13 protein-coding genes are annotated in these 13,033 nt (G+C 71.2%); 4 read left to right on the top strand and 9 right to left on the bottom strand.

What is annotated here, in order from left to right; all coding sequences use genetic code 11:
- The first annotated feature begins 127 nt into the window (after positions 1-127).
- The 4 genes from SMD20_RS24010 to SMD20_RS24025 all read left to right on the top strand — a co-directional run bounded on the left by SMD20_RS24010 (position 128) and on the right by SMD20_RS24025 (position 5,328).
- On the top strand, positions 128-1,801 hold the full coding sequence (locus SMD20_RS24010) for an LCP family protein (protein ID WP_329584747.1): 1,674 nt from the start codon (positions 128-130) through the stop codon (positions 1,799-1,801).
- Between the two features lie 177 nt (positions 1,802-1,978).
- On the top strand, positions 1,979-3,532 hold the full coding sequence (locus SMD20_RS24015) for an acyltransferase family protein (RefSeq protein ID WP_329584750.1): 1,554 nt from the start codon (positions 1,979-1,981) through the stop codon (positions 3,530-3,532).
- A gap of 56 nt (positions 3,533-3,588) precedes the next feature.
- Positions 3,589-4,602: a glycosyltransferase gene (locus SMD20_RS24020; RefSeq protein WP_329584752.1), complete on the top strand. Its 1,014-nt coding sequence runs from the start codon at positions 3,589-3,591 to the stop codon at positions 4,600-4,602.
- Positions 4,603-4,614: 12 nt separating this feature from the next.
- A complete protein-coding gene (locus SMD20_RS24025) occupies positions 4,615-5,328 on the top strand; it encodes an acetoacetate decarboxylase family protein (RefSeq protein ID WP_329584754.1) in 714 nt (237 codons plus the stop codon).
- An 8-nt stretch (positions 5,329-5,336) separates the two neighbouring features.
- On the opposite strand, the gene SMD20_RS24030 is transcribed toward SMD20_RS24025, so the two are convergent.
- From SMD20_RS24030 to SMD20_RS24070, 9 genes are all read right to left on the bottom strand, one after another.
- Entirely contained in the window at positions 5,337-6,221 is an 885-nt protein-coding gene (locus SMD20_RS24030; RefSeq protein ID WP_329584757.1) for a glycosyltransferase family 2 protein, read from the bottom strand.
- A 183-nt stretch (positions 6,222-6,404) separates the two neighbouring features.
- Complete coding sequence (locus SMD20_RS24035) at positions 6,405-7,172, bottom strand: CDP-alcohol phosphatidyltransferase family protein (RefSeq protein WP_329584760.1); 768 nt, start codon at positions 7,170-7,172, stop codon at positions 6,405-6,407.
- A complete protein-coding gene (locus SMD20_RS24040; protein ID WP_329592651.1) occupies positions 7,150-8,190 on the bottom strand; it encodes an iron-containing alcohol dehydrogenase family protein in 1,041 nt (346 codons plus the stop codon). Before SMD20_RS24040 ends, SMD20_RS24035 begins: the two co-directional genes overlap by 23 nt.
- A 28-nt stretch (positions 8,191-8,218) precedes the next feature.
- On the bottom strand, positions 8,219-8,953 hold the full coding sequence (locus SMD20_RS24045; RefSeq protein WP_329584763.1) for a phosphocholine cytidylyltransferase family protein: 735 nt from the start codon (positions 8,951-8,953) through the stop codon (positions 8,219-8,221).
- A gap of 78 nt (positions 8,954-9,031) precedes the next feature.
- Complete coding sequence (locus tag SMD20_RS24050) at positions 9,032-9,640, bottom strand: DUF5941 domain-containing protein (RefSeq protein WP_329592653.1); 609 nt, start codon at positions 9,638-9,640, stop codon at positions 9,032-9,034.
- 38 nt (positions 9,641-9,678) lie between these two features.
- A complete protein-coding gene (locus SMD20_RS24055) occupies positions 9,679-11,112 on the bottom strand; it encodes a CDP-alcohol phosphatidyltransferase family protein (protein WP_329584766.1) in 1,434 nt (477 codons plus the stop codon).
- Positions 11,113-11,221: 109 nt separating this feature from the next.
- Complete coding sequence (locus SMD20_RS24060) at positions 11,222-12,391, bottom strand: ThiF family adenylyltransferase (protein ID WP_329584768.1); 1,170 nt, start codon at positions 12,389-12,391, stop codon at positions 11,222-11,224.
- The gene (locus SMD20_RS24065; protein ID WP_329584771.1) at positions 12,388-12,576 is read right to left on the bottom strand and encodes a hypothetical protein; all 189 of its coding nucleotides are present in this window, start codon (positions 12,574-12,576) and stop codon (positions 12,388-12,390) included. The genes SMD20_RS24060 and SMD20_RS24065 overlap by 4 nt, the downstream gene beginning before the upstream one ends.
- Positions 12,577-12,589: 13 nt before the next feature.
- Positions 12,590-13,033 carry a hypothetical protein gene (locus tag SMD20_RS24070; protein WP_329584773.1) on the bottom strand — a complete coding sequence of 148 codons (444 nt, stop codon included), beginning with the start codon at positions 13,031-13,033 and terminating at the stop codon, positions 12,590-12,592.

Below are 13,033 nucleotides of genomic sequence, written 5' to 3' on the forward strand. Positions count from 1 at the left end.
AAACATCACGCCCGGGTCACGGTCGTTTCCGGCGGTCGTCGCACCGGACACTCGGAACGTCACCTAATCTCATGGCGCGGCAGGACCAAGCCGGCGCACGGGCGCGAGGAACGAGGCCAGGGGGCGTATGAGTGACTACAGGATCGCGCCGGTAGTCGACACCGCGCAGCAGGGCTACCGCTCCGCGCCCACCCAGCCAGGCAGCAGGATGGCACGCAGGGCCGCCGCCGGCGGCGCGAGCCCCATGCCACCGCCGCCTCCCCCTCCGCCCGGCGACGAGCCGCCGCGCGGACGCCGCGGCGGCGGCGGTGGCGGAGGAGGCGGCAACAGGATGCGGGTGCTGGCCTGGGTCAGCATCGGCGTCACCACGGTCATGGTGGCGGGCTCGCTGACCGCCTACACGATGTACCGCGACGCCTTCGGCAACATCACCCAGAAGAGCGTCAAAGAGGACATCATCAACCCCCGCCCCCCGGACACCGGCGCGCTCAACGTGCTGCTCGTCGGCTCCGACACCCGGGCGGGCGCGGGCAACGCGAAGTACGGCCAGCAGACCGCCCGGCTCGCCGACGCGGGCGGCAAGCGCACCGACACGATCATCCTGATGCACATCTCGCCCAACCGCGACAAGGCCCGGCTGATCAGCTTCCCGCGCGACTCCATGGTGCAGATCCCCAAGTGCAGGAACGAGACCACCAAGCAGGAGATGGCGCCGCGCCGTGACATGATCAACTCGGCGTACAACTCGGGCGGCATCGCCTGCACGATGTCCACCATCGAGACCCTCACCGGCATCCGCGTCAACCACTTCGTCGAGGTCGACTTCAGCGGCTTCAAGAACATCGTGGACGCGCTCGGCGGCATCGAGATCTGCCTGAAGACCGCCGTCAACGACCGCGCTAGCAAGCTCGTCCTGCCCGCGGGCAGGAGCCTGCTCAACGGCGAGAAGGCGCTCGGCTACGTACGCCTGCGCCACTACGGCGACGGCAGCGACATCCAGCGCATCCGCCGCCAGCAGATCTTCCTCAGCAAGGTCGTCGGCAAGGCCACGAGCGGCGAGCTGCTCACCGACCCCGGCAAGCTCAAGGACTTCATCTCCGCGGCGGCCGGCTCGGTCACCATGGACCCCGAGCTCGCCAACGACCCCGAGCAGCTCATCGAGATCGCGATGAGCGCCAAGCAGCTCACGGCGGGCGGCGTGCAGTTCACCACCATCCCGTGGGCCCCCGACCCGGAGGACAAGAACCGCGTGGTGTGGAAGGAACCCGACGCCACCAAGCTGTTCACCTCGATCAAGACCGACACCGAGGTCGCCGCCCCGACCCCGTCGGCCGGCTCGGGCACCGGCAAGCCGAAGGTGACGATCAAGCCGGAGCAGGTCAAGGTGCAGGTGCTCAACGGCACCAAGACCGTCGGCAAGGCCCGCGAGGTCGCCGACCAGCTCGCCGAGCAGGGCTTCACCGTCGTCGGCCTCGGCAACTACGAGGCGCCGGGCGGCGTCGGCCTGGCCAAGACCGAGGTCCACTACGCCAAGACGGCCGAGACGGCCCCCGACTACGCCGGCACGCTGGCGGGCGCGGTCCTGCCCAAGCCGACGGCGGCGGCGGGACGGGTCAAGGTGACCAACCCGTCGGCGTACACGACCACGACCGCCGCGGCCGCCGGGGCCGCGCCGAAGGGCGCGCCGGTCATCCAGCTCGTGGTGGGCGAGGACTTCGACTCGGTCAAGGTCACCAAGCTGCCGGACAGTGTGAAGAACAGCACCATCACCGCCTCCGACCAGAAGAACGTGTGCACCTGAGGCTCCAAATTCGCTGTGTAACCCGGCATTCTGGACGGCTGTCGGAGACAGGAACCGTACGGGCGGGATAATGTGTTGCGGGTCGGCGACGCAGCGCGACACCGGATCGTTACCGGATCATCACGTCTCGTTGGCGCCGTGCTCCCCGGCCCCTAGCGAAGCTGAGCGACTTCCCCCGTGTCTGACACCAGATTCTCCCGACCGGCCACGAACCCCGGGGGCCAGTCGGCTCCGGGCGAGGAAGGCGGCCCCGCCCAGACGGGCGCGCGGTGGCCGCTGCCGGAGGAGTCGATCTGGACCGACCGCACCGACCCCGGCATCCAGGGCCCGCAAGGACCGGCCGCACAGGGACCAGCCGCGCAGCGACCGGGCCCGCAGGGGCCGGGCGCGCACGCCGGCCCGCCCAACCGGGTTCCCGGCGCCCCCGCGCACCAGGGCCCCGCGCCGCGCGATCCCGCTCCTCAGGGGCCTGGCTCCGCTTTCCAGCGACCCACCGCCCCCGCCGCCCCTGGCGGCCCTGCCGGCTACGCGGGTGCGCCCGGTGTCCCGGCCGCCCCTGCCGGGCGTCCCGGTCCTCCGCCGGGCGCCGGGCGTCCTGGTCCTCCGCCGGGTGCTGGAAGCGCCCGTCCGGACGGGCCCGCCACCGCTACCGGGACCACGGCCCAGGCCGGGCCCGGTGAGGGCGCCGAGGCCGAGGCGCGGCCCGAGGCCGAGCCGCCGCGCCGCCGCCGCGACCCGTACCTCGACAACGTCAAGTTCGTCCTGATCGCGCTCGTGGTCGTGGGTCACTCCCTGGTGCCCACGCTCGCCGCCGACAGCTCGCGGGCGCTCTACATCTTCATCTACACCTTCCACATGCCGCTGTTCGTGCTGATCAGCGGCTATCTGTCCAGGAACTTCTGGAACTCCAACGCCAAGACCAACAAGCTGGTCGACACGTTCCTGGTCCCGTACGTCATCGTCGAGGTCGGCTACGCCGCGCTCCGCACCGCGCTGGGCAGCAAGTGGAGTCTGACCATCATCGACCCGGCCTGGCTCAACTGGTATCTGCTGGCGCTGCTGTTCTGGCGCCTGTCCACGCCGGTGTGGAAGCGTATGAAGTACCCGGTGCCGGTGGCGATCGCCATCTACCTGTTCGCCGGGTTCTCCCAGATCTCCGGCGACTTCAGCATGGACCGCTTCTTCGGCCTGATGCCGTTCTTCGTGATCGGCCTGGTGATGCAGCCCGAGCACTTCGAGATGCTCAACCGGCGCTGGATCAAGATCGTGTCGGTGATCACGATCCTCGGCGCGGCCGCCGTGGCGATCCTCGTGGCCCCGCACACCAAGCTCGGCCCGTTCTACTACAAGAACAGCTACGCCGACCTCAACCTGTCCTGGTACATGGGCATCGGCCTGCGCACCGCGCTGCTGATCTGCGCGCTGGCGATGTGCTTCGCCGTGCTGGCGCTGGTGCCGAGGGGCGAGACGTGGTTCTCCGACCTCGGCACCCGCACGCTCTACTGCTACCTGCTGCACGGCATCCCGGTGCTGATCGCCAAGGAGATGGGCTGGCTGGAGTTCCCGTGGCTGTTCGGGCCGCTGGGCGTGCTGGCCATCGCGTCCAGTTGCTTCGCGCTGGCGATCATCCTGTGCCTGCCGGAGACCAGGACCCTCTTCAAGTGGGTGCTGGAGCCACGCCTGACCTGGCTCTACCGGCGGCCGTCGGCGAAGCTGAGCGCCGGAAGTTAGGCGAGCGTTCCCCCCGCGTTCACGCCCGTGACCGGGTGGGCGCGGAGCATCGACACATGCGTGCATGTGTCGCCACCACCGTCCATCATCCCGAGGACGCCCGGATCATGCACCGGCAGATCCGGGCGCTGCTCGACGCGGGCCACGAGGTGACCTACGTCGCGCCGTTCACCTACCACAACGTGACCCCGGCGGCCGGGCTCACGCCGGTGGACGTGCCCCGCCACGCCTCGCTCCGGAGGGCCCACGCCGCGCTCAGGCGCGCGCTCAAGGACGCGGACCTGCTCGTCGTCCACGAGCACCGGCTGCTGCGGGCGCTGCCGCACCGGCGCCCACCGGTCGTCTGGGACGTACGCGAGCGGGTCACGCCCCGCCGCCTCGCCCGCGCGGAGAAGCGGCACCGGATCGTCACCTCGGCGGAGGTCCCGGAGGCCACGTTCGTCGCCGCCGAGCCGCCACCACCCGGCGACGCCCGGATCGTGCACCTCGGCCGCCTCGCCGCCGACCGCGGCGTGACGGAGCTGATCGCCCTGGCCGAGCGCCTGGCCCCGTACGGCGTCCGGCTCGACCTCATCGGCCCGGCCGAGCGCGGCGTGCGCCCGCTGCTGCGCGACGCCCAGCGGGTCGGCCTGCTCGACTGGTACGGCTACGTGCCGCTCCGCCACGCCCTGCGCATGACCGAGGGCGCGCTCGCCGGGCTGTCGCTCGCGGACGAGACCGTGCCGTGGCTGCCGACGAAGATCCTCGACTACATGGGCCGCGGCCTGCCGGTCGTCACCACTCCCCGGGGCGCGGCGCCGGTGGAGTCCGCCAGGTGCGGCCTGGTCGTACCGCGGGACGTGGACGCCGTGCTGGACGCCGTACTCGATCTCAAGGAGGATCCGGCCCGCCGGGCCGAGCTGGGGGCGCGGGGGCACGCAGAGGCCCGGCTGCGCCACCACTGGCCCGACCACGCGGCGGCCTTCGTGCGCCACGCGGAGTCGTGGGCGGGCCTCGGCGCCGCCCGCGTCCTCACGCCCGGGGTAGGCATCAGGGGCGCGGCGGGCATGGCGGCCCGGCGTGGCGGTTGATGTACTGAAGCCATGGCATCGCAACTGATCCAGGGCCGGACGGTCGAGTTCCCCGTCCGGGTGCGGGACGCGCAGGTGTGCAGTGCCGTCTACCCGGTCCGTGCCGACGCCGCGCGGGCGGTGATCGCCTACTCCGGTCTCGACGTGGCCGAGGCGCTGCCCGGCAAGGCCGTCTGCGTGCTGGTGTTCGTCGACTACCGTGACGGCGACCTCGACGCCTACCACGAGTTCGGCATGGCGTTCCTGGTCCGGCCGCCGGGCGTGGCGGGCTCTCCGGGGCCGGGCGAGGTGCGGCGGGCGGGGGTGTTCGTGCACTGGCTGCCGGTGGACCAGGGGTTCACGCTGGAGGCCGGGCGCACGCTGTGGGGGTTCCCCAAGGAGCTGGCGGACATCGACCTGCGGATCGGGTCGCCTTACAAGCGGTGTGTGCTGCGCAAGGACGGCCGGCTCGTGCTCGACCTGCTGATCAAGCCCGGCGTTCCGGTGCCGGGGACGACGGCGGTGGCGCCCATGGACGCCTACACGCACCGCGACGGCGTCACCCGGCGGGTGCCCTGGTCCGTACGGGCCCGCGGCGCGCGGGTGCGGCCGGGCGGTGCGCTGATCCGCCTGGGCAACCACCCCATCGCCAAGGAGCTGAGCGAGCTGGGGCTGCCCAAGCGGGCGCTGTTCAGCACGACGGTCGCGCGGGCGCAGATGAGCTTCGGCGAGGCGTCACCCGCCTGAGACGGGGCTCAGACGATGGGCGGACGGCCGAGCTTGACCATGCGCCACGCTGTGCGCCAGGCCATCGGCCGCCGTTCGCCGGCGGGCGTGCGCAGCCCTTCGCCGAAGCCGCGGAACCACGCCTTGATGGCGGTCGGCGAGCGGCGCTCGCGGATGAGCGTGAGCACGACCCAGTTGGTCAGGTAGAGCACCGCCAGCGGCCAGGGCAGGTTGCGCCGCGCCAGCCAGACCCGGTTGCGGGCGTTGAGCCGGTAGAACTCGGCGTGCCGGGTGGGCGGCACCTGCGGGTGGTACATCACCGTCTCGGCGTCGTACTCGATGCGGTAGCCCTCGCCGAGCAGCCGCCAGGCGAGGTCGGTCTCCTCGTGGGCGTAGAAGAACCGCTCGGGCAGGCCGCCCACCTGGAGGAACGCCGAGCGCCTGATGGCCGAGGCGCCGCCGAGGAACGTGGTGACGGGCGAGGAGCGCTGCGGATCGCCGGCCCGCAGCCTCGGGACGTGGCGCCGCTGGCCGATGCCGCCGTCGGGGTCCATCACCCGGAAGGAGATCACCGCGAGGTCGGGCTCGGTGGCGAAGCGGTCGCGTACGTGGGCGACGACCTTCTGGTCGGCGTACCAGCCGTCGTCGTCGAGGAACAGCACGACGTCTCCGGAGCACTCCTCGACGCCGCGGTTGCGGCCGGCGGGGATGCCGGTGTTACGGTCGAGCCGGATCGATTTGACGACCGCGGACGACCCTTCGGGTGGCGTCGCCGACACCGCGGGCACGTCGGCGCCATTGCCCACGATCACCACCTCGACGTCGCCGTCGATCTGGTTGAGCGCGGACTCGACCGCCCGGTTCAGCTCCGCGACCCGGTTGCCCATGGTGAGGATGACGCACGAGATCTTCAACGAATCACTGTCCTGACGCGTTGAGAACACGGGCGGAGCATTCTTTCATGATCACCGAGTCTGGTCGCATGGTCCTGAATCTAGGGTGAGCTAAGCGTATCGGAACCGAGGGTGAACCCCCACCGAACCGACGACGTCCGATCAATACGACGGACGAGCGGCCGCTCCGGTTCCGACATCGGATCACGCCAGCCGCCTCGACGCCAGGATGCTGACCAAATGCAGGACGACTTGTAGGCAAGCCGCGACGAAGCAGGCCACCAGCAGCACCCTGGTCGCCGCGAGGTCGCCCCGCACCGCGTCGATCACGGCCGTCGCGAGGGCCAGCAGCGACAGCTCGATCGGCTGCACGATGCGGTGGAACTTCGTGGCGGACAGAATGCGCCGCCCCAGCCCGAGCAGCCCGGAGCGGAACTGCACCGCGCCCGACTCCCCCGCCGCGGGCAGGCCGCCCTTGGCCCGCGCCACCTCGACCAGGTCGGTCTCGGCCTTGATGAGGATGGCGCCGAGCGCGGCGGCCACCCCCAGCACGGTGTACCAGTCGGGCAGCACGGCCGAGGCCCGCCAGCCCAGCCCGGCCAGCACGGCCGCCTCCGCGAAGTACGCCCCCACCCGGTCGAGATAGACGCCGGTCAGCGAGGTGCGGCCGGTCCAGCGGGCCAGCTCACCGTCGGAGCAGTCCAGCAGCAGGTAGACCTGGATGAGCAGGGCGGCGGCCACGGCCGCCCAGAGCCCGGGGAGCGCGATCACGAACCCGGCCAGCACACCGGCCACCGTCATCACCCAGGTGAGCTGGTTGGGCGTGACCCGGGTGCGCGCCATGAGCCAGGTGACGTAGATGGACAGGCGGCGCATGTAGAGCACGCCGGCCCAGTGCTCGCCGTTCCTGCGCTCCAGATGACCGGCGGGCTGGGCGACCCGCCGCAGCTCAGCTACCGAAGGTCCGGACATAGTCCGCCACCCGCTCACGGATCTCGTTGTCCTGCATGCGGAGGTGCTCCAGGATCGTGTAGCGGCCGGGACGGGTGGACGGAGCCAGCGCCACGGCCTCGGCGAACTGCTCGACGCTCAGCCCGATGTCGGACGGCACCACCGGCAGCTCGTGCCGGCGCAGGCAGTCGACGACCTGCCGGGCCCGCGCCTCGTCCTCGCGGAGGAAGAAGCAGAAGGCGGAGCCGATGCCGGCGAGCTCGCCGTGGTTGGAGGTGCCGGGGAAAAGCTGATCCACGGCATGCAGGATCTCATGATCGCCGCCGCTAGCGGGCCGCGACGACCCGGCGATGACCATGGACATGCCCGACAGGATCAGGGACTCGGCCAGCACGGTCAGGAACGCGTCGGACTCGATGCCGTCCTGGCGGCCGACCAGCGCCTCGGCCGCGGTGCGCGCCATCGAGCAGGCCAGGCCGTCGATGGGCTCGCCGCGCTCGACGTTGCCGAGCTGCCAGTCCTCGATCGCCGACAGGTTGCTCACCACGTCGCCCACGCCTGCCCGGACCAGCGTCGGGGGCGCGGCGTGCACGAAGTCGAGGTCGACCAGGATGGCGAGCGGCATCGGCACGCCGAACGAGCCCTTGCCGCCCTCGTAGACGAGGGAGGCGGTGGGCGAGCAGATGCCGTCGTGGGAGAGGTTGGTGGCCACGGCGACCATCGGGATGCCGGCCAGCGAGGCGGCGTACTTGGTGGCGTCGATGGTCTTGCCGCCGCCCACGCCGACCACGACCTCGAAGGCGCTCTTGCGCAGGTCGGCCCCGAGCGAGACGGCCGCGTCGACCGTCCCGTCGGACACCCGGAACACCTCGGCCTCGTCGAGCTGCGGGGAGATCAGGCTCTCGATGTGGTCGCCCTGCCCCGGGCCGACGGCGACGGCGACCCGGCCGGAGGTCGCCACCCTGCTGTCGGCCAGCAGAGCGCCGAGCTCCGCCACGGCGCCCCGCCTGACCTGCATGGTCAGCGGCGCCGGCAACATCCTCGCCAGAAGCGGCATGCCCGCCTCCTCAGTAGCGCACGGCGATGGTGCGGGCCTTGGCCAGGTCGTCGTGGTTGTCCACCTCGACCCAGTCGACCTCCCCGATGGCCGCGGCGTGGATGGTCTCGCCGCGCTCGACCATCTCCTGGTAGCCGTCCTCGTAGTAGAGCTGCGGGTCGCGCTCGAAGGTGGCCTTGAGCGCGTCGGCCAGCCGCTCGGCGGCGGCGGGGCGGATCAGGGTGGCGCCGATGTACTCGCCGTACGCCTCGGCCGGGTCCATCAGCTTGGTGATGCGCCGCAGCGAGCCGCCCTCGTCGAGGATCACCTTCATCTCCTCGTCGGCGAGCTTCTTGACGTTGTCGACGGCGAGCAGGATGTCGCTGGTCTCGGGGGCGGCCAGGAGCGTCTTCTCGACCGAGACCGGGTGCACGGTGTCGCCGTTGACCAGCAACGCGCCCTGCGCGAAGTGCTCACGGGCGCACCACAGGGAGTAGGCGTTGTTCCACTCCTCGGCCTTGTCGTTGTGCACCAGGGTGAGCTTGACGCCGTACTTCTCCTCGAAGCCGGCCTTGCGTTCGTGCACGGCCTGCGCCGCGTAGCCGACGACGATCACGATGTCCCGCAGGCCCACCTCGGCCAGGTTGCGCAGCGAGATGTCCATGATCGTGGTTTCGCCGTCGACCGGCACGAGCGCCTTGGGCAGCGTGTCGGTGTAAGGCCGCAGGCGTCGTCCGGCCCCAGCGGCCAGCACCATTCCCAGCAACGTGCACTCCTCAGTCGAGCATGACTACGTGTGGGCCAAAGGTTAGTTGCCTTTGGGCCCTCCGCGGGTAATCCGGAGTCAGTCTTGCGTTCCCGCATCGGTCGCCTCCACCCTGACGGAGGGCGCGGCGAGCCAGCGGGTGAGGCTCTCCCAGCCGAACAGCCCCCACAGGTAGAGCGCCAGCAGCGTGTAGCCGGCGGTCAGCGGCCCCATGAGCGCGACCAGGGAGACGACCATCATCCGGCCGTCCCAGCCGAGCCCGGCCGTGGCCAGCCACGAGGGCGGGTGAACCCGCTGCCGCAGGCGGTAGACCAGATCGTAATGATGGAAGGCGAGCGCGCCGAGCAGCACCATGATCAGCAGCGGGTGCAGCCCGTGGGCGAACCCGACGGCGGCCACGAAGGTGTACTCGATCAGCCGCAGGATCGGCGGCACCAGCCAGTCGAAGCGGCCGTCATGCGGGTGCGTGCTGCCCGGCCCGGCCAGCAGCAGCGTGACGGCGGGCGCGAAGACCGCCAGCCCGTCGGTGCCGGCCACGCCGAGCATCAGCAGCACGCCGGTGACGAACGTGCCGGCCAGCACCGGCGGCAGCGGCGGGAGCTGACCGGCCACCAGCAGGCCCATCGCGCGCGAGAGCGGCCCGTCGTCGCGCTGCGCGACGACGGCGCTCCCCGGCACCGGCGCCATGTGCACGGGCCTGCTTCCCGGGCGCCCTCTCGGGTTATTCATCGCGCCGACCTCGCCATCCGTCCGAGCAGCTGGTACGTCATCGCCACCCCACCCCAGGCCAGCAGCGTCACGAACGTCGTACGCGCCCCCCACCCGGCGGCGGTGACGCAGATGAGCGCGGTCCGCTCGCCGATCGGCAGCACGATCATCCGCTTGAGCCAGCGCACGACCGGCATCCGCTCGACCCGCCGGGCGAGCGCGAGCAGGCCACGGGGCGAGGCGGCGTCGGCCGACTCGCGCAGGGACCGCGCCGGACGCACCCAGGACGCGCCGGACCCGGCCGCGTCCGCCGTCGCGCCGGCGAAGGAGTGGGTCATGGCGTGCCGGACGACCTGGAGGATCATCGCGGCCACGGCCAGCCGCCAGATGCCGGGACCGGGGACGCCGAGGGCCAGGCCGGCGTAGACGAGGTATTCCTTCAGCCGGTCGGCCATGCCGTCCACCCACGCCCCGAGCGGCGAGAACGTACGGGTGTAGCGGGCGAGCTGGCCGTCGAGGCAGTCGAGCGCGAACGACAGGTAGAACAGCACCGCCCCCAGCAGGAGCCCGCCCTGCGTGCCGGCCGAGAACCACACCGCCGCGAGCACCGCCAGCCCGATCGAGATGCCGGTCACCGTGTTGGGGGTGAGCTTGAGCCGGGCGGCCGGTTTGATCAGGTGGCGGGTCCAGGTGGAGACGAGGAACGTGGCGAAGAAGCCGTCGTCGTCCTTGACCGAGGTGTCCAGCCGGACGCGGTTCTCGTCCACGTCGGCCAGTCGCTCGACGGCCACGTCGGCGGCGTGCTGCCCGGTGACCCGGTCGGCGTGCAGCGGCCCGAGCGGGGCGGCGCGGACCTTCACGCCGCTGCGTACGAGCCCGACCAGCAGCAGGTCGACGGTCTCCACGGGGGTGACCGGGCCGAGCTTGCCGGTGTCGGCCAGCTCGGCCAGCTCCTCGGCGACCTCGGCGAGCGTGCCGAGGTCGGGCGCGGCGGTCTGGAGCAGGCCGCGGAAGGTGGCGTTGGCCTCGGGCACGATGTGGAACGAACTGCCGGCGGCCACGACCGTGCCGCCCTCGACCCGGACCGGCGGCCGGAGCGGGCCCGCGGCCGCGTCCAGCGCGACCAGCGCGCCGGTGTCGTGCGCCGGATGGTCCAGCAGCAGCGCCAGGGCCTCGGTGTGGGCCACGAGGTCGGCGGGCACCAGGGCGACCGCGCTCACGGCCGTCCTGGCGATCTTCGCGACGCCCCTGAGGTCGGCCGCGAGGCCGCCTCCGGGCGTCAGCACCTGCACGTCGCGGACGGGCAGGAGGTCGAGCTGCGTGCCGAGGCGGTCGAGCAGCGTGCCGTCGGAGCAGGAGAGCCTGCTCGCGGGCGTGGTGGCGAGGACGACGGCCCCCGTGGCCGGATGGTCGTGCCTCGGGTCGTCGTACGCGGTCAGCGAGTCGGGCAAAGCGCAGGTCTCCTACCGGTCGGGCGGAGGTGCGTGGACTTGAGGGGTGCGTAGCCTCAGCGTAGCGACCGGTCAACGCGATATCACGGAACAGGACCGTTGAGCCGGATCAGGTGGCAGGGAACAACTCGTCCGTGGTGATCAACTCCCTCGTCCCGCAGGCGGCGCAGTCGTCGAGCCTGGGCAGCAGGACGCCGTACCAGCGCAGCACGCTGAGTTCGTCCACGGTGACGCCCATGGGCGGGAGTCCGGCGTGCGCGGCCTCGCGCCGGTTGATCCACTGGAACATGGGGGCGACCAGGTCCTGGCTCAGGCCGCGGAAGGCGGGCGAGGCGTCGCCGAGCAGCTCCACCAGGGCCAGTTTGGCCATGAGCAGCGCGATCGGGACGACGTCGGTGGACAGGCCGGGCTGGGGCAGGACCGCCCGGTCGGTGTAGGAGAACCGGGCGGCGTCGGCCTCGCTGCTGATCTCGGTGTCGCCGGCCTGGCCGGGAAGCGCCTGGACGAAGCACTGGTAGCAGGCGGTCAGCCCCGGGATGACGCGCTGGACGATGCCGCCGTACGCGCGCTGGAAGACCCCGCCGATGATCATCGGGAGCTCGTTCGTCACGCAGAGCCGGTTGATCAGCAGCCGGCTCTCCCGCGTGTCGGTGGCGCAGATCACCAGGTCGGCGTCGAGCTTCCTGATGTGCTCCAGGACCTCGTGCCTGGTGTTCCCGTTCACGTGGAGGGTGCTGGTCACCACCTCGGCCGCGGGATTGTGCCGGTGCACCAGGTCCCGCATGGCCAGCGCCTTGAGCCGGCCGACGTCGTTCAGTCCGCACTCGTGGCGGGAGACGTTGCCGGGTTCGAGCCGGTCGTGGTCGAGGAGCAGGAAGCGGCCCACGCCCGCCTTGGCGAGCTCGCGGACGATGAAGCTGCCGCCCGATCCGAGCCCGAGCACGGCCACGGCGCGGTCACGGAGCACGTCCGTCTCGAAGATGCCGCGTACGCGGTCGAAGAGGTCGACGGAGGCGGGGACGACGGTGGTCTCCACCTCCTCGCCTGGCTCCTCGCCGGTCACGCGGCGGCAGCGCACGCGGTCCGCCTCCACCTGGCACACGAGCACGGCGTCCTCGATCGGCGCCGTCGGGGCCGCCCCGCGCACCACCACGACGTCGGTTCCCTCCGTGCCGTCGATCACGCCCACGTCGCCGTCGTCGAGCGATCTCAGCGCCAGCCTCTCCGCCCCTTCGGACAGGGCGGCCGCGTGGACGACGACGTGCCGCGGGGCGCTCATGCGACGAACGCCTTCATGTCCTCGGCGTCGATCTGCGGAACCATGTCGCCGGCCCGTTCCCCCGAGGAACGCACCTCCCACTTCCCGCTCTGCGGGTTGAAGACCATCTGCTTCCCGCGCGGCATGGTGCCCTTGGCGGCCTGTTCCATGAACGCGCGAATGTCATTGTGTCGATCGGAGGCCACGGGATTCTTCCTTTCAAGCGTCCATCAGGAATCGGGAGATGGGACTGCCGTCCTGCAGATGGCATTCGTACGCGGTCACCCAGAGCATCGCCTTGCGGACGATCTTGACGATGGAGATGTCGGCCGACCACATCTCCGGGCGGTAGGTGCAGACCTTCACCCACCCCTCGCGGTCGGTCGCCCAGGTGTGCATCTCGTGGCTCGTCCCGTAGGCGATGATGGGCTGCGTGTAGCCCATCAGCGGATGGGGCTCGCTGACATAGGTAGTCGGGCACTCCTCCGGATATCCGGCGGGCAGGTATATCCGTAATCCGTAAGAGCGGCCGGTGTTACTGACATAGGTGCCGTGGACGAAGGTCTCGCCCAGCGGGTTGAAGAAGTCGAAGCCGGGAAACTGCTGGAGCAGAGCCTGACGTTCGGCCGCGAGGTAATAGCGCTGCCATTCATCCCATACCAA

Origin of the sequence: Nonomuraea sp. LP-02 (assembly GCF_036289125.1) — a bacterium.
Classification (GTDB): domain Bacteria; phylum Actinomycetota; class Actinomycetes; order Streptosporangiales; family Streptosporangiaceae; genus Nonomuraea; species Nonomuraea bangladeshensis.